Source organism: Streptomyces sp. NBC_00341 (assembly GCF_041435055.1).
Lineage (GTDB): Bacteria > Actinomycetota > Actinomycetes > Streptomycetales > Streptomycetaceae > Streptomyces.
Map to the genome: position 1 here is coordinate 8,582,875 of NZ_CP108002.1, position 14,500 is coordinate 8,597,374.

Here is a 14,500-nt window from a genome sequence, read left to right on the forward strand (position 1 = left end):
CCGTATATCTGCGACCCGTACGTTTCATCAGGTCAGCGCATCCCTTAAGACCGGAGACATCATGCCTCAGGCCGCAACCACCGTCGCGGAACGAACCCGTGACGGTGCCGGAAGTGCCGGAAGTGTCGGAAGTACAGGAAGCGACTTCGCGCCACTGCTGCGGGCCGTCAAGGGGCAAGGGCTCCTCGAACGCCGCACAGGTTGGTACGCGGCCGGCATCGCCGCCAATCTGCTCGCGCTGGGCGCCGTGCTCACGGGCATGGTCCTCCTCGGCGACACCTGGTGGACCCTGCTGCTGGCGCTGCCCCTCGCCATCTTCTGGTCCCGCACCGCGTTCGTCGGGCACGACGCCGGCCACGCCCAGATATCCGGTGACCGCAGGGCGAGCCGGGCCATCGGCCTGGTGCACGCCAACCTGCTCCTCGGCATGAACGAAGCCTGGTGGAACGACAAGCACGTACGCCACCACGCCAACCCCAACCACGTGGACAAGGACCCCGACGTCGGCGTCGGCGCCCTCGTCTGGACCCAGAAGCAGGCCGCGCAGCGCGAGGGCTTCGCCCGCTGGCTCACCCGCAACCAGGCCCGGCTGTTCTTCCCGATGCTGCTCCTGGAGGGCATCGCGCTGAAGATCTCCGGCTTCCAGTACCTGCGACACCAGCCCGCCCGTGAGCGCGCCCTTTCCGCCCTGCTGCTCGTCGCCCACCTCGGCCTCTACGCCGCGCTGCTGCTCACCGTCATGTCACCGGGCAAGGCCGTCGTCTTCGCTCTCGTGCACCACGCGCTCTTCGGCCTCCACCTGGGCATGGCCTTCGCCCCGAACCACAAGGGCATGGAGATGCCCGACCCGGACGGAGACCGCTGGGGACACCTGCAGCGCCAGGTCCTCACCTCGCGCAACGTACGGGGTGCCGTCCTCACCGACTGGTTCCTCGGCGGGCTCAACTACCAGATCGAGCACCACCTCTTCCCGAGCATGCCCCGCCCGCATCTGCGACTGGCGCAGCCCCTGGTCAGGGCCCACTGCGAGGCGCTCGGCATGCCGTACGCGGAAACCGGACTCATCGAGTCCTACCGCCAGGCTCTCGAGCACATGCATGAGGTCGGCGCACCGCTCAGGTGACCGTTTCCGACGGGTTCGGGGCAGGCTGGAACCGATGGGCACGCACAGGCGTTCTCACAGCAGGAGCGGCCACTGGCCGCGAAGGAGGCGTGGACGATGTCGAACAGAGCAAAGATCGCCATCGGGGGAGTCGTCGTCGCAGTCGTCCTGATGCCGTTCATCGGGTTCTGGCTGTCACTGCTGGTGCTCATCGGAGTTCCCGCGATCGCCTACCTGGCACTGGATCCCAGTCAGCGGCGCAGGCTCCGCAGGATCAGCCGTAAGGAGATCGGCCGCTGAGCGGCGCCGGGCCCCTGAGCGCAGGGGCCGCACGGCAGGAGGTTCCGCGTCCGGGGCGTCTCAGGAGGGCCGTGCGGCCAGTGAGTCCAGAGCCTTGAGCAGACCGGGCAATCGCTCACCGCGCCGGACCGGCAGTATCTCGCCCGGCATCTCGTCCAGCAGCAGAAACGCCATGTCGTCGGTCCTGCCCACCATGGACCAGCCGGGGCCGTCGGCCCGGATCGTCCGGGCGTCCCCCGGGGCGAACGAGGACCGGATCCGGCCGGGCGGCGGCGGGGCGTCGAGGTAGGCACGGGCTTCGGCCAGAGCCCGCCGGACACCGGGATGCGTGCCGGAGGGAGCGCTGTGCGCGCTGTGCGGCACGGTGCCCTCACGGCCTGTGGAATCGGTGTCCGGGGCCACGCTCCTACCGTCTGTGGTCTCGGCCTCCAGGTCCCTACCGTCAGTGCTGTCGGCGCCCGCGTCCGCGCCGTCAGGGAAGCTCGCGTTCTCACCGTCTGCACCGTCCGGACCGGGCGCTTCGTCGCCCTCGGTGGTCTCCTCCGCGCTCCCGTCGTCCGCCGCCGCCGGCGCGGTCTCGTCGCTGATCTGTTCGCGCCAGTCCGCCCACTGCGATGCGACCGCGTCCGCGCCGAGCCGGCGCTGGGCCGGGCCCCACGCATCTGGGTCCGGCGGAGCCAGCGGCGGGAGCTCTTCGTCATCCGCCTCGGGATCAGGGGCGGGGTCGTGCGGAGCGGCCACGCCCGGCGCGGCGACCGCCACGGCGAGCGGCCAGCCGGGGAGAGCGCGGACCACCGAGCGTTCGTCGGGAGACAGGTCGTACTCCATGCCGCAGTCCCAGGACGCTATCGCCACGGCCACCAGGGACACGTCATCGATGGCGACGGTCCACCTGGCCCCCTCACCGTCCTGGCCCATGACCAGCCCGTACCCCGTGGCGCAGGGGTCGAGACCGAGTGCCGCGCAGGCCGCCGGATAGTCGTCGCCGAGCACGCTCGGGAACTGTGCTGGGGTCAGCAGGACCGCAGTCAGTACGTACAGTGCGTCATCGGCGACTGCGTTGTCCGTCCCGGTCACCGCACCCTCCCCATCCGTTGTGGTTGTCCGTCGGCGCACCTTAACCAGTGGGTAACCCACTCGTCGAGGCCCTGACAAGGCGGAGCGACCGGTAGCCCGGTGCCGGTGTGCCGAGGACGGAACCCCTATTGGCGGGCCAGTCCGAGGAGATCGCGGGCCACCGCTTCGGGGGATTCACCGCGCTCGCGGGCGAGGGCGATGACCGCCCGGCAGGCCAGTTCTCCGACGCCGAAGGAGAGCGCTTCCGGCGAGACCCAGCCGCTCGCCTCGTCCATCCGTTCCTGGTCGTCCTCCGCCGAAGCCGCGACGAACGTGGCTGCCGCGTCGAACAGATTGTGCTGCCGGCGCTCCGGCGCCTTGGTGGCACCGCCGGGCCGGCCGTCCTTGCGGCCCGGGTTCACAGCTCTGCGGAGTATGCCGAACATGTCGGTCATGGGGACCGCCCTTCCTGGATATGTATGTGCCTGACAGGGATCGTGCGCACGCGGGAGGAGGTGCCGCGCGTGCACGGCGTTCGCTGTCCTGTGCGTACTCACGGTCCTGCCCGCGCACGTAGGGTTGGACACGTGGTCCGGACGAAGAGGGGGATGCTGCGGTGAAGCGCTACGACCGGCTGAAGGATATTCAACGTCTTGATCCGGAGCGGGACTTCCTGGAGATCTACCGGATCACGGCCACGTACGAGTTCCCCTGGGACATCACCCGAGCCCTCGAACTCGCCCTGTACCGGACGTATGCCGTCCCCGGCATCGGCCGACTGCTCGCCGAGACAGCTGAGCTGACGAGGCGTTCGCAGAAGCGCTACGACGACACCGCGCTCCTTCTGGACGCCGTGGTCGAGCACGGATTCGACAGCGTCCCCGGGCGTACGGCCATCCGCCGGATCAACCAGATGCACCGCAGCTACGACATCAGCAACGACGACATGCGCTATGTGCTGTGCACCTTCGTCGTCACCCCGAAGCGGTGGCTCGACACCTACGGCTGGCGGCGGCTGTCCGGGCACGAGAAGGCGGCGTGCGCCGCCTACTACCGGACCCTGGGCGCGCACATGGGCATCCAGGACCTGCCGCACACGTACGAGGACTTCGAGCGCACCCTCGACGCCTACGAGAAGGAGCACTTCGGCTGGGACGAGGGGGCGCGCGAGGTGTCGGACGCCACGCTGGCGCTGATGGCCTCCTGGTACCCGCGCCCCCTTGCGCGGGTGGTGCGCGGCGCGAGCCTCGCGCTCCTCGACGACTCGCTGCTACGGGCCTTCCGCTACGAGCGCCCGGGACCGGTGGCACGCGGGCTCACCCGGGGCGCCCTGCGGCTGAGGGCCCGCGCGGTGCGGCTGCTGCCGCCTCGCACCACCCCGCACCACGCCCGCCAGAATCCCGAGATCAAGGGATATCGGGGCGGCTACGAGGTGTCCGGACTCGGGACGTACCCCACGCCCGGCACGGGCGGGTGCCCGGTCCGGCACCTGAGCCGCCCGGAGACTCCGGCCGAGTGAGCCGCCCGGAAGCCCCGGCCGAGTGAGCCGGTCGTCGCGGTGTGCGGGGATCAGCTCTCCCGTTCGGCCAGGACGAGGAAGCGGGCCTCTTCGTCGAGGTACGTGGTCATCCGCCAGCCCGAACGGGCCAGCATGGGGTCGAGGTTGGGCTCCGCCCGCAGATCGTCGTCGGTGAGCGTGCGGTGGTGCCGTGCGGCCAGCGCCGCACGGCCGATGGGATGGAACAGCGCCAGCAGCCCGCCGGGCCGCACCACCCGGGCGAGTTCCGCCAGGTTCCGTTCCGGCTGCGGCAGATGCGCGATCAGCCCGGCGGCGAACACCGCGTCGAGCGCCTGGGTCCGCACCGGCAGCCGGGCGGCGTCGGCCTGGATCAGCAGCCCACTGCGGTCTCGGCCCGCGCGTGCCGCGGCCCCCAGCATGGCCGCGGTGAGGTCGGCGCCCAGCACGGTGCCCCGGGGGCCGACCGCGGCCCGCAGGGCGGGCAGCGCCCGTCCCGTACCGCAGCCCGCGTCGAGCACGGCGTCGCCCGCGCGCAGGCCCAGGGCGGAGACCGCCGCGGCGTAGGCCGGTCCGTCGTCGGGAAAGCGGGCGTCCCAGTCCGCGGCGCGGGCGCTGAAGAAGTCCTGGACGTGCGTGTGGTCATCGGCCATACGGACATGATCGCGTAACGGCTGCGCAGCAGTGCCCCGGATCGCCCGTAGCCAACGGGAACGGGCCCCGGCCCGCACTCCGCAGGCGGGAGCGCGGGCCAGGACCCGTACGTATTCGGTCACCGCGCCGGCGAGGCCGGTCGCCGTGCGGAGGTCAGACGTTGACGCCGTAGTCGGAGGCGATGCCCGCCAGGCCGGAGGCGTACCCCTGGCCGACCGCGCGGAACTTCCACTCCGCCCCGTGCCGGTACAGCTCACCGAAGACCATGGCCGTCTCCGTCGACGCGTCCTCGCTGAGGTCGTATCGGGCGAGCTCCACCCCGTTGGCCTGGTTCACCACGCGGATGAACGCGTTGCGCACCTGGCCGAAACTCTGCCCCCGGCTCTGCGCGTCATGGATGGAGACGGGGAAGACGATCTTCGCGACATCCGCCGGGACACCCGCCAGATCCACGTTGATGGACTCGTCGTCGCCCTCACCCTCACCCGTCAGGTTGTCACCGGTGTGCTGGACCGAACCGTCGGGGCTGTTGAGGTTGTTGTAGAAGACGAAGTGAAGGTCGGAGAGGACCTTGCCGGTCTCCGAGCACAGCAGCGCGCTGGCGTCGAGGTCGTGATCGGCGCCCGTCGTCGTCCGTACGTCCCAGCCCAGGCCGACCGTCACCGCGGTCAGGCCGGGTGCCTCCTTCGACAAGGAGACATTGCCGCCCTTGGCCAGGGTCACACCCATGAACTTCCTCCAATGATCCAGTGATCCGTTGATCAGTACTGCTTCGGCCGTCACCGAGTTGAACGACGGCCCGTCCTCTGCGGTTCCCTGATTGCGCAAGCCGTGAAGTGGGGAGGCGACGCAGAGTCTGTGGCCACACCGCTCACTGAGGCGATTCCTCCTTCATGGCCTTCGCCTCACTCTTCAGGATCCGCATGGATTTGCCCAGGGCGCGCGCGGTGTCCGGCAGCTTCTTCGCGCCGAACAGCATGACCACGACCAGCGCGATGATCAGCAGGTGCCAGGGTTCGAGGCCGTTGCGCAGCATGCGCTTCACGCCCTTTCTTCGGGTGTCTTCCGGTCAATGATTTCGGCAGGTGTTCGCGGACACCGGATGGAGCCGACCATGGACAGGTCCGGTGATCCATTCGGACGCAAACACTTGCTACATTGCGCAACTGTACAACCATGAGTGGGCGGTGCGAGTCCGACTTCATGGAAGGCCGGACGAACTGGGGTGGGACATGGCGGGCAGTCACAAAGGGGCGGGGACAGGGGGGCGCAGGCGCCTGCGGCGGACGGGCCTGTTCGGGCTCTCGTTCCTCGTACTGCTGGTGGCCGGGGTCGGCTGGGGGTACCTGAAGCTGAACGGAAGCATCGACACGTTCAGTGCCGACGGCGTCTCCGGTGACCGCCCGCCCGACACGTCCGAGGGGCAGAACGTCCTGGTGATCGGATCGGACTCACGATCGGGCGCCAACAGCGGGCTCGGCGGTGGGACGGGCGACGTCGGGCGCTCCGACACCGCGTTCCTGCTCCATGTCTACGCCGACCACAAACACGCCGTCGCGGTGTCCATCCCCCGCGACACCCTCGTCGACATCCCGGCCTGCAAGAAGCCCGACGGCAGCTGGACGGCTCCGCAGCGGAACACCATGTTCAACGCGGCGTTCTCGGTGGGGGAGACGGCCGAGGGCAACCCCGCCTGCACCCAGAACACCGTCGAACACCTCACCGGACTGCGCGTCGACCACACCATCGTGGTCGACTTCGCCGGATTCTCCTCGCTGACCTCGGCCGTCGGGGGGATACCCGTCTGCCTGCCGCAGGACATCTACCAGCGCGACCTGAATCCCAAGCGGGCCACCCAGGGGTCCCTGATCTTCGCCAAGGGCCCGCAGTCGGTCTCCGGACAGCGGGCTCTCGACTACGTACGGATCCGGCACGGCATCGGCGACGGATCCGACATAGGGCGCATCAAACGGCAGCAGGCCTTCGTCGGCTCCCTCGTGAAGAAGGTCAAGTCCCGCGGACTGAATCCGACCACCCTGCTGCCGCTCGCCAACGCGGCCACCGACGCGATGACCGTGGACCCTGGGCTCGGTTCGGCCGACCGGCTACTGTCGTTCGCCATGTCGATGAAGAACGTCGACCTGCACAACACGAAGTTCGTCACCATCCCCTGGCGCTACCAGGGCGCCCGCGTCGCGATCGTGGAACCGGACGCCGACGCACTGTGGGCGTCACTCAAGGCCGACCGCACACTCGACGGGCAGAACGCCGCCGGCAAGAAGGGAAGCGGCGACTCGGCGGCGTCCGGCGGGGAGTCGCCCTCTCCCACCGCTCCGGTCTCCGGCGAGGGCACCGACGTGGCCGTCTACAACGGCACCACGGTGACCGGGCTCGCGGCCAAGGCGGCGGAGCTGCTGCGCTCGCACGGCTTCACCGTCACCGGCACGGCTACAGCCGACTCCCAGGACCGGACCCGGACCCTGGTCACCTACGGCCCAGGCCTCCGGGACAAGGCCGAGAACACGGCCCGGCTCTTCAGTGGAGCGCGCACCACGGAGTCGGCGGACGCCGGAATCCAGGTCATCGTCGGCGGCGACTACGCCCAGAACCCCACCGCCGCCCCGGCGGCACCGAAGCCCGACGCCGTACCGTCCGCCGTCGCCGGCGAAGCCCGCTCGGCCGACGACGACCTGTGCAGCGACCTCTCGTACGGCTGACCCGCCCGATGACGGCTCAGGCCGAAGGCCCGGCGGTCCGCAGCTGCAACGAGGGGTTCGGAGGCGGCGCGAATCCGAACGACTCGTAGAGTCCGGCGCCGTCCCCGGTGGCATTGAGGCTGACCACGGCCACGCGCGTCTCCTGCTCGAACCAGGTGAGCAGTGCGTCGAGGCAGGCGCGGGCATGGCCGAGCCTGCGCCGCCGAGGATCGGTACTGACGTTGGACACGTGTCCGTGCAGCCCGCTCGGGTTGGCCGGACTCGGCGCGTGCGAGTCGCACGCGCCGACCGCGCACGCCACCACGCCGAGCTCGGGATCCTCGACCAGGAACGCGGCGAACTCGTCCGACAGCGGCATCCGGCCGGCGAACCACCGCGCCGAGGCGGCGCGCCACGAAGCGCGCTCGTCGCCGGTGTCGAGCCCCATGTCGGACAGCATCAGCGCGCGCATCCGGACCAGCGCCGGAATGTCGTCGGCCGTGGCGCGCCGTACCCGCGCCGTGCGGGAGTGAGCGCTTCCCGCGGCGGTCTCCGGCAGTTCCGCGCCGGGTCCCGCCACAGCTCGCGCACCGGAACCCGTGCGGTCGGTGCCCGACGCGGTCATGAGAGCCCCCGTTTCCGTTCGTAGCGGTTGCGCGCCGCCGCGAGGCCGTACGCGTACAGCGCGAGGACGCTGGCGAGCAGCAGGTAGTAGAGCGGCGGCAGCGCGCTCATCCCCAGTGGCGGGCCGAGCGGCGTGAGCGGCAGCAGGACGCCGACGACCGCCAGACCGGCCGCGGCCGCCCGCAGCGGCCCGCCGGTGCGCCCCTCCGCGGCCCGTCGGCCGGTGCGCAGCAGCAGCATCACCAGGGCCTGGGTGAGGAGGTTCTCGGTGAACCATCCGGAGTGGAACGCCGCCTGGTCGTCCGCCCGGAAATCATGCAGGGCAAGGGCCAGCACGGCGAAGGTCGCGAGGTCGGCGGCGGCGTTCAGCAGCCCGAACCGGGTGATGAACCGGAGGAAGTCCCGCGGGCGCAGTACCGTCGGCCTCCGCAGTACGGAGGACGCGGGACGGTCGAAGGCGAAAGCGAGCTGCGCCGCGTCGAAACACAGGTTCTGCACCAGGACCTGCGCCGGAAGCATCGGCAGGAAGGGCAGCAGCAGACCCGCGGCCAGCATCGCGATCACGTTTCCGAGGTTCGAGGAGAGCGTGATGCGCAGATAGGTGGCGATGTTGCCGCTGCTGCGCCGGCCCGCAGTGATCGCGTGGTCGATGGCGCCGAGATCCTTCTCCGCGAGGACCACATCGGCGGTCTCCCGGGCCACGTCGACCGCGTTGCGCGGGCAGATGCCCACGTCGGCGGCGTGCAGGGCGGGCAGGTCGTTGACGCCGTCACCGAGGAACCCCGTGGTGTGCCCGGAGGTACGCAGCGCGGCGACGATCCGGGCCTTGTGCCCGGGTGTGCAGCGAGCGAACACGGTCGCGCGGTCGGCCGTGCGGGCGAGCTCGGCCTCGGTCAGCGCGTCGATCTCCTCCGCGGCGACGACCTGTCCCGGATCGAGCCCCAGGTCCCGGCAGGCGCGGGCCGCGGTGCCCGGGTGGTCCCCGGTGAGCACCTTCACGGTGACGCCCCGGCGTGCCAGTACGTCCAGCGCGTCGGCGGCGCTCGGCGTGAGCGCGTCCCGCAGCGCCACGAAGCCGAGAAAGGCGAGCCCGTGCTCGTCCGCCGGGGTGTACGTTCCGAGCCGTGCGGGCCGCTCGGTACGGGCGACGGCGAGCAGCCGTAGTCCTTCGGCGGCCTCCCGCGCCGCCACGCCGGCCAGCCGCTCCCGTTCCGCCGGTTCCAGTTCGCACCGCTCCAGGACGGCCTCCACGGCGCCCTTGGTGACCAGCACATGGGTGCCGAGTCCGCCGGGGAGCCGGACGACCGCGGTGGACAGGCGCCGCACCGGATCGAAGGGCAGGGCGGCCACCGCGTCGTACGAGCCGACAGCGGTACGCGGGCTCCCGCCGCCGGAACCGGACTCCTCCTGCTGCTCCGAGGCGTCCAGCACCGCCTCGTCGAGGGCGTCGGGCGCCGGCAGGTCGGCGAGCTGGAGCGTCCACAGCGCGTTGACCGCCGCCCAGTGCAGCACCTGAGGATCCGGGCTCCCCGTCCGGTCCAGCGAGCGGTCGACGACGGGCCGGTCCTGGGTGAGGGTTCCCGTCTTGTCCAGGCAGAGCACATCGATCGCGCCCAGGTCGTGCAGCGCGGGCAGCCGCTTGACGATCACCCCGCTGTTCCGGGCGAGCTGCGAAGCTCCCCGCGCCAGTGCGGTGGTGACGATGACCGGCAGCATCTCCGGCGTCAGCCCCACCGCCACCGCCACGGCGAAGGGCAGCGTCTCCAGCCCCCGGCCGCGCAGCGCGGCATTGGCCATCAGGACCAACGGCGGGGTGAGCAGCATGAAGCGGATCAAGGTCCAGGAGATCCCCTGCACCGACCGGTCGAACGCGCTGGCGCCGCGGAGGTGTGCCGAGCGGTCGTACGCGGCAGCGAACCGGGTGTCCCCACCGGTCGCGACCACCACCGCCGTGCCACTCCCGGACGCCACACTGCTGCCCTGGAAACACAGCTGGCGCTGGGCGAACACACCCCCCGCTCCCTCGGGCACGCTGTGCAGCGTGGGCGGGGCCTGCTGCCGTTGTACGTCGTCCGCGGGGCGCTTCCCGACGGGCGCGGACTCCCCGGTGAGGGCGGACTGGTGCACGGTGAGGCCGCTCGCGCGCAACAGCTGCACGTCGGCCGGTACGAGGTCGCCGGGGCCGAGCCTGATCACATCGCCCGGAACGAGCTCACCGACCGGCACGTCGCGGGCCTGCGGAGCCGCCTGCGGCCCGCTGCGGCGCAGCACTGTCGCTGTCGTCGCGACCAGCTCGCGCAGCGCGGCGGTCGCCCGGTCGGCCCGGTGCTCCTCCGCCGAGCGCAGCAGGCAGCTGACCAGCACCAGCACGAGCGTCACGGACGCCGTACCCCAGGCGTTCACCGCTGCCGAGACCAGCCCGAGGCAGAACAGGACGGAAGTGAAGGGATCCCGCAAGGTGCGCAGGAAGCGCAGTGGCCAGGGGACCGGGCGCCATGCGGGGAGGATGTTCTCGCCGAACCGGGCCAGCCGTTCCTCCGCCTCGGCCTCGACCAGCCCCCGAGGCCCGCTGTCCAGCGCACGCAGGACCTGGAGCGAGGTGGGCGCCGTAGTCGGTCGCGGGGTGGCCGAGGCGCCGGTGGTGGTGCCGGGCATCGGCACGACGACCCCGGGCCCGTCGCCCGTCCCCGCCGCGGCAGCGTTCTCAGGCACCGAGCTCATGGAGCCGTACCGGTTGCGACGCCGGGTACCCGGCCCGCTCCGCGAGCTGGCCGACCATGAGCCGTACGACCGTCACCACTTCGGGATCATCGACCAGGTACACCTGCCGGCGGCCCTCGCGCCGGGAGCGGACGAGACCGGCCAGCTTCAGCTTCGTCAGATGCTGGCTCACGGACGGCAGCGTGCCGCCCACCCGCTCCGCCAGGCCCGTCACATCACTCTCGCCCTGGGCCAGCGCCCACACGATGTGCAGTCGGGCGGGTGTCGCCAGCAGACCGAACGCGGCAGCCGCCTGGGCCAGCACCTCTGCGGGCGGATCCTGGAAACCGCCGCCGGCACCTGTCGACACTCTTTTGCTCCCGTCCGCGTGGGCCGACTCCTCGCACCCGAGGGGACCCAGTGTAGGCGCCGGACGACGACCGCCCGGGCATGTGGCCGAGTACGGGGGCCGGATGCGCGGGGGCCCGGCTCCTCGGTTCAGCGGGCTCAGCAGACTTGGCCCGATTTCGCCCTGTCCGATCCGCGGAGGGGTGCTTGCCCGGACGTGACCCGTGCGCAAGGCTTACACGTAAGTGGGGCACGGGGAACGTATGAACGGGGAGGAACGGAATGGCACTGGACAGGGGACTCGACTGGCTCCTTGACGATCTCACCAGCCGGGTGGAACACATACGGCACGCCCTGGTGCTGTCGAACGACGGTCTGGTGACCGGAGCGAGTACCGGTCTGGCACGCGAGGACGCGGAACATCTGGCGGCGGTCTCGTCCGGCCTGCACAGCCTCGCCCGCGGGTCGGGACGGCACTTCCGCGCCGGAAGGGCCCGGCAGACCATGGTGGAGTTCGACGAGGCGTTGCTCTTCGTGACGGCCGCAGGGGACGGCAGCTGCCTGTGTGTGCTGAGCGAGGCCGAGGCCGATGTGGGGCAGGTCGCGTACGAGATGACGCTGCTGGTCAACAAGGTCGGGGAGCACCTCGGCGTGGCGGCGCGGCAGGACGGGATCGGCGGGTTCGATCAGCTCTGAGGCCCCGTCCTCGACGTTGTTGCCCGGCCCGGTAGTTATCCACAGGCCGGGCGGCCGTCACTCCCTCTGAGCTACCTTTGGTCACAGAGAGTATTCGAATCTCACGGGGGAGAATCGTGATGCCGGTGACGGATGCGGTAGGTACGAATGGCGTCCACATGGTCGCCGCGAGCCGGGCTGCTGCGGACCTTGTCCTGAAGCGATCGGAGTTCGAGCTTGCGGTGCACCTGGGCATCGTCCGGGTGGAGGCGCGGCGGAGCGGTGGGCGGCCCAGGGTCCGCCAGGAGGAGATCGACCGGCTCTGGTCGGAGAAGGGCTTCCCGGGGGCCCTGCGGGAGCGGGTGCGAACGGTGGGGACGGCGGAAGGGGCGCGGCTGCTCGGAATCAGCCCGGTCCGCTTCGCCCGGCTGGCCCGCGCGGGATGTGTCACCCCGGTCGCGTTCTACCTCAATCGCTACCGGGCGGTGGTGTGGCTCTATCTCGCCCAGGAACTGGGCGGACTCGCCGCCCGCTCGCCCGAACTGCTGGTGGGCAGGAGCCCGGCCTGGATGCGCGACCGGCTGGACTCCGGCAGTGACTGCCGCCCGCGCAACTGGCGCTCGCGGCGGATCGAACGGCTGCTGAGCCTCACCGAGGATCCTTGGGCGCGCGCGGCGGTCGTGGCCCAGACGCTCGACCCGGCTCAGCTGGCGGAAGTGGTGGACGATCCCTACGAGCGCGCCTACTTCGCCCGGGTCCGGCCCGAACCGGTCTTCGGGCAACGGGGATCATCGGCCACGCAGGACACGATGGGGCGCCTGATGCTGGCCGACGAGCCCGACGAGATCCTCTGGCGGCGGGTCAACCTCATCATGGAGCTGGACGGTGCCCGCGAGGTCCGTCAGGCGCCGCGGCCCGGCGACGAACGGCGTGCGGACGTGGAGGCGTTCGACCGGCCTCCGACGGCAGCCGTGCCGTTCGATCGGTCTGACTGGGCCGAACCGGTGGACCCGGCCGAGCGAGTGGAGCCGGCGCACCCGGCGGGCTCAGCGGAACCAGCCGAAGCGGTGGGGCCGGTGGGACCGGGCGGACCCACTGAGCCTCTGCAACATGCCGAACTGGACGGTGGCGATCCGGTCAGGCCCGCCCAACCAGCCGCGAGCGCAGGCCCCCTTGGCCTGCTGGCCCGGCTCCGGCTCCGCCGGGTTCGTGGAGGGCGGCGTCGTCAGGAGCGTGCTTCACGCCCGGCCGCCCACCCTGCCGGGCGCCGTCCGCGCGGCGGGCACGGTTCGCACGGCTGGAAGCGTCCGCCGGCCGGTCCGCAGATGGGCCCGCGAAGGGAGGGCGCCGCGGCCAGGGATCAGGAAGTCGCGCAAGGGGGCCGGGGCTGGCAGTCTTTGCCCAATGTTGATCAGGGAAGCAACCATCGATGATTGGCCCGCTATTTGGCCGTTCTTTCACGAAATCGTCTCCGCGGGCGAGACCTTCACCTACCCCCTCGACCTGGGGGAGGTGGACGCCAGTGAGTGGTGGCTCGTCAAGTCGCCCAGCCGTGCGGTCGTCGCCGTCGCCGACGACGGGACGGTTCTGGGTACGGCGAAGATGAACAGGAACCACATGGGTAACGGTTCGCACATCGCGAGCGCCAGCTACATGGTCGACCCCCGGCACGCCGGACGCGGCGTGGGGCGGGCCCTGTGCGAATACACGATCGACTGGGCCCGCACGGCGGGGTTCCGGGCCATGCAGTTCAACGCCGTGGTGGAGACGAACGCCGCCGCTGTCAGGCTCTACCGCTCGCTCGGCTTCGAAGTCCTGGGCACACTGCCTGAGGGATTCAACCACCCGAAGCACGGGTTCGTGGGCGTGCACATCATGCACCGGCCGCTCTGACGCCACCCCGAACGATACGTTCCGGTGTCATGCGCTCACTTCACGCCACCGCCGGACCGGCCGTTGCCCGGACCGGGGTGTCCGTCATGTCCCAACCAGCGACGAGTTGCTGTCAGTTGTGACGTCGAATGGTGTGTGGGGCGGGTGCACATACGGGAGACAGGGGCAGTACTGTGCGCCCCACCGCCATTCGGGCGATGAAACATATGCGGAGGAACAATCCATGACCATACCCAGGAGATCGCTGCGCGCTGCGGGAACCCTCGCCGCCGCTGCGGTTGTCGGTCTGACCGGCGTGGTTCTCACCGCCGGTCCGGCCGCAGCTCACACCCCCACCTGGGACGTGACCTGTACCGAGGTGAGCCTTCACCTCAGCGCGTACAACGACAAGGTCACCAACCAGGTGACCGTGACCGTTGACGGTAAGGAGCTGCTGCCGACGGAGAGCTTCGGCAAGGGGCTCGACAAGACGATCGACCTGCCTGAGCACGACAAGGCTCTGACGGTGCACCTGTCCGTCAAGGCCGGTGACGGCGACCAGTACTCGAAGGAAGACGAGAAGACGGCGCCGGTGTGCGAGGGTCAGACCTCGACGCCCACGCCCACGCCTTCCGAGACGAAGCCGTCCGAGCCGTCCACGCCGTCTCAGTCGCCCACGACCTCGGCGCCCACCCCGGCCGACACCCCCAGCGAGACCGCTTCGTCGTCTGCGCCCGCCGCAGCCGCGCCGAGCCCCTCCTCGCCGGACCTGGCCGAGACCGGTTCGTCGTCCGCCACTCCCATCATCGGTGGTGCGGCTGCCGCCGTGCTGCTGGCCGGTGGCGGCATCATGTGGTCCGTGCGCAAGCGTCGCACCGCTCAGCACTGACGTAGTCCGGCGGTCCGGGCGCTCGGCGCCCGGTAGTCCGGTCGAGGGGCGTGCCGCAACGCGTTCGG

16 protein-coding genes are annotated in these 14,500 nt (G+C 70.8%); 8 read left to right on the forward strand and 8 right to left on the reverse strand.

The window, feature by feature from the left end:
* The first annotated feature begins 61 nt into the window (after window positions 1-61).
* Together OG892_RS38220 and OG892_RS38225 are read left to right on the forward strand one after the other, a co-directional pair.
* The gene (locus OG892_RS38220) at window positions 62-1,123 is read left to right on the forward strand and encodes an acyl-CoA desaturase (protein ID WP_073733882.1); all 1,062 of its coding nucleotides are present in this window, start codon (window positions 62-64) and stop codon (window positions 1,121-1,123) included.
* A 96-nt stretch (window positions 1,124-1,219) separates the two neighbouring features.
* Entirely contained in the window at window positions 1,220-1,402 is a 183-nt protein-coding gene (locus OG892_RS38225) for a hypothetical protein (RefSeq protein WP_073733881.1), read from the forward strand.
* Between the two features lie 60 nt (window positions 1,403-1,462).
* Here OG892_RS38225 and OG892_RS38230 read toward each other — a convergent pair whose 3' ends face one another.
* Together OG892_RS38230 and OG892_RS38235 are read right to left on the reverse strand one after the other, a co-directional pair.
* A complete protein-coding gene (locus tag OG892_RS38230) occupies window positions 1,463-2,479 on the reverse strand; it encodes a hypothetical protein (RefSeq protein WP_371631474.1) in 1,017 nt (338 codons plus the stop codon).
* Between the two features lie 125 nt (window positions 2,480-2,604).
* Complete coding sequence (locus tag OG892_RS38235) at window positions 2,605-2,904, reverse strand: hypothetical protein (protein WP_073734672.1); 300 nt, start codon at window positions 2,902-2,904, stop codon at window positions 2,605-2,607.
* A gap of 170 nt (window positions 2,905-3,074) precedes the next feature.
* Between OG892_RS38235 and OG892_RS38240 the strand changes: the two genes are divergently transcribed.
* Window positions 3,075-3,977 carry an oxygenase MpaB family protein gene (locus OG892_RS38240; RefSeq protein ID WP_371631475.1) on the forward strand — a complete coding sequence of 301 codons (903 nt, stop codon included), beginning with the start codon at window positions 3,075-3,077 and terminating at the stop codon, window positions 3,975-3,977.
* 50 nt (window positions 3,978-4,027) lie between these two features.
* Here the strand turns inward: OG892_RS38240 and OG892_RS38245 are convergent, their stop codons facing one another.
* The 3 genes from OG892_RS38245 to tatA all read right to left on the reverse strand — a co-directional run bounded on the left by OG892_RS38245 (window position 4,028) and on the right by tatA (window position 5,664).
* Window positions 4,028-4,627 (reverse strand): class I SAM-dependent methyltransferase, encoded by a 600-nt coding sequence (locus OG892_RS38245; RefSeq protein WP_371631476.1) that lies wholly within the window; start codon window positions 4,625-4,627, stop codon window positions 4,028-4,030.
* A gap of 154 nt (window positions 4,628-4,781) precedes the next feature.
* Window positions 4,782-5,357, reverse strand: coding sequence for a TerD family protein (locus OG892_RS38250; protein ID WP_073733877.1), 576 nt, complete (start codon window positions 5,355-5,357; stop codon window positions 4,782-4,784).
* 142 nt (window positions 5,358-5,499) lie between these two features.
* Entirely contained in the window at window positions 5,500-5,664 is a 165-nt protein-coding gene (tatA, locus tag OG892_RS38255; protein WP_073734671.1) for a Sec-independent protein translocase subunit TatA, read from the reverse strand.
* Between the two features lie 196 nt (window positions 5,665-5,860).
* Here tatA and OG892_RS38260 point away from each other — a divergent pair, with 196 nt between their 5' ends.
* The gene (locus tag OG892_RS38260) at window positions 5,861-7,345 is read left to right on the forward strand and encodes an LCP family protein (protein WP_371631477.1); all 1,485 of its coding nucleotides are present in this window, start codon (window positions 5,861-5,863) and stop codon (window positions 7,343-7,345) included.
* A gap of 16 nt (window positions 7,346-7,361) precedes the next feature.
* Here the strand turns inward: OG892_RS38260 and OG892_RS38265 are convergent, their stop codons facing one another.
* From OG892_RS38265 to OG892_RS38275, 3 genes are read right to left on the reverse strand one after another with little or no spacing between them, the layout of a single operon-like run.
* Window positions 7,362-7,949, reverse strand: a complete 588-nt coding sequence (locus OG892_RS38265) for a GNAT family N-acetyltransferase (RefSeq protein ID WP_328864244.1) — start codon at window positions 7,947-7,949, stop codon at window positions 7,362-7,364.
* Window positions 7,946-10,669: a magnesium-translocating P-type ATPase gene (gene mgtA, locus OG892_RS38270; RefSeq protein ID WP_371631478.1), complete on the reverse strand. Its 2,724-nt coding sequence runs from the start codon at window positions 10,667-10,669 to the stop codon at window positions 7,946-7,948. Before mgtA ends, OG892_RS38265 begins: the two co-directional genes overlap by 4 nt.
* Window positions 10,653-11,018 carry a metalloregulator ArsR/SmtB family transcription factor gene (locus tag OG892_RS38275; protein WP_073733875.1) on the reverse strand — a complete coding sequence of 122 codons (366 nt, stop codon included), beginning with the start codon at window positions 11,016-11,018 and terminating at the stop codon, window positions 10,653-10,655. Before OG892_RS38275 ends, mgtA begins: the two co-directional genes overlap by 17 nt.
* Window positions 11,019-11,278: 260 nt before the next feature.
* Between OG892_RS38275 and OG892_RS38280 the strand changes: the two genes are divergently transcribed.
* The 4 genes from OG892_RS38280 to OG892_RS38295 all read left to right on the forward strand — a co-directional run bounded on the left by OG892_RS38280 (window position 11,279) and on the right by OG892_RS38295 (window position 14,432).
* Window positions 11,279-11,692 (forward strand): roadblock/LC7 domain-containing protein, encoded by a 414-nt coding sequence (locus OG892_RS38280; protein WP_073733874.1) that lies wholly within the window; start codon window positions 11,279-11,281, stop codon window positions 11,690-11,692.
* Between the two features lie 119 nt (window positions 11,693-11,811).
* Complete coding sequence (locus tag OG892_RS38285; RefSeq protein ID WP_371631479.1) at window positions 11,812-13,104, forward strand: DUF6397 family protein; 1,293 nt, start codon at window positions 11,812-11,814, stop codon at window positions 13,102-13,104.
* Window positions 13,076-13,564 (forward strand): N-acetyltransferase family protein, encoded by a 489-nt coding sequence (locus OG892_RS38290; protein ID WP_371631480.1) that lies wholly within the window; start codon window positions 13,076-13,078, stop codon window positions 13,562-13,564. Before OG892_RS38285 ends, OG892_RS38290 begins: the two co-directional genes overlap by 29 nt.
* A gap of 223 nt (window positions 13,565-13,787) precedes the next feature.
* The gene (locus tag OG892_RS38295; protein WP_073733872.1) at window positions 13,788-14,432 is read left to right on the forward strand and encodes an LAETG motif-containing sortase-dependent surface protein; all 645 of its coding nucleotides are present in this window, start codon (window positions 13,788-13,790) and stop codon (window positions 14,430-14,432) included.
* The last annotated feature ends 68 nt before the right edge of the window (window positions 14,433-14,500 follow it).

What these genes read in the sequence shown, in the direction of transcription:
- OG892_RS38220 (WP_073733882.1), top strand. Translation starts at nt 62, where the DNA reads ATGCCTCAGGCCGCAACCACCGTCGCGGAACGAACCCGTGACGGTGCC.
- OG892_RS38225 (WP_073733881.1), top strand. Translation starts at nt 1,220, where the DNA reads ATGTCGAACAGAGCAAAGATCGCCATCGGGGGAGTCGTCGTCGCAGTC.
- OG892_RS38235 (WP_073734672.1), bottom strand. Translation starts at nt 2,904, where the DNA reads ATGTTCGGCATACTCCGCAGAGCTGTGAACCCGGGCCGCAAGGACGGC.
- OG892_RS38245 (WP_371631476.1), bottom strand. Translation starts at nt 4,627, where the DNA reads ATGGCCGATGACCACACGCACGTCCAGGACTTCTTCAGCGCCCGCGCC.
- OG892_RS38250 (WP_073733877.1), bottom strand. Translation starts at nt 5,357, where the DNA reads ATGGGTGTGACCCTGGCCAAGGGCGGCAATGTCTCCTTGTCGAAGGAG.
- tatA (WP_073734671.1), bottom strand. Translation starts at nt 5,664, where the DNA reads ATGCTGCGCAACGGCCTCGAACCCTGGCACCTGCTGATCATCGCGCTG.
- OG892_RS38260 (WP_371631477.1), top strand. Translation starts at nt 5,861, where the DNA reads ATGGCGGGCAGTCACAAAGGGGCGGGGACAGGGGGGCGCAGGCGCCTG.
- OG892_RS38265 (WP_328864244.1), bottom strand. Translation starts at nt 7,949, where the DNA reads ATGACCGCGTCGGGCACCGACCGCACGGGTTCCGGTGCGCGAGCTGTG.
- mgtA (WP_371631478.1), bottom strand. Translation starts at nt 10,669, where the DNA reads ATGAGCTCGGTGCCTGAGAACGCTGCCGCGGCGGGGACGGGCGACGGG.
- OG892_RS38280 (WP_073733874.1), top strand. Translation starts at nt 11,279, where the DNA reads ATGGCACTGGACAGGGGACTCGACTGGCTCCTTGACGATCTCACCAGC.
- OG892_RS38285 (WP_371631479.1), top strand. Translation starts at nt 11,812, where the DNA reads ATGCCGGTGACGGATGCGGTAGGTACGAATGGCGTCCACATGGTCGCC.
- OG892_RS38290 (WP_371631480.1), top strand. Translation starts at nt 13,076, where the DNA reads ATGTTGATCAGGGAAGCAACCATCGATGATTGGCCCGCTATTTGGCCG.
- OG892_RS38295 (WP_073733872.1), top strand. Translation starts at nt 13,788, where the DNA reads ATGACCATACCCAGGAGATCGCTGCGCGCTGCGGGAACCCTCGCCGCC.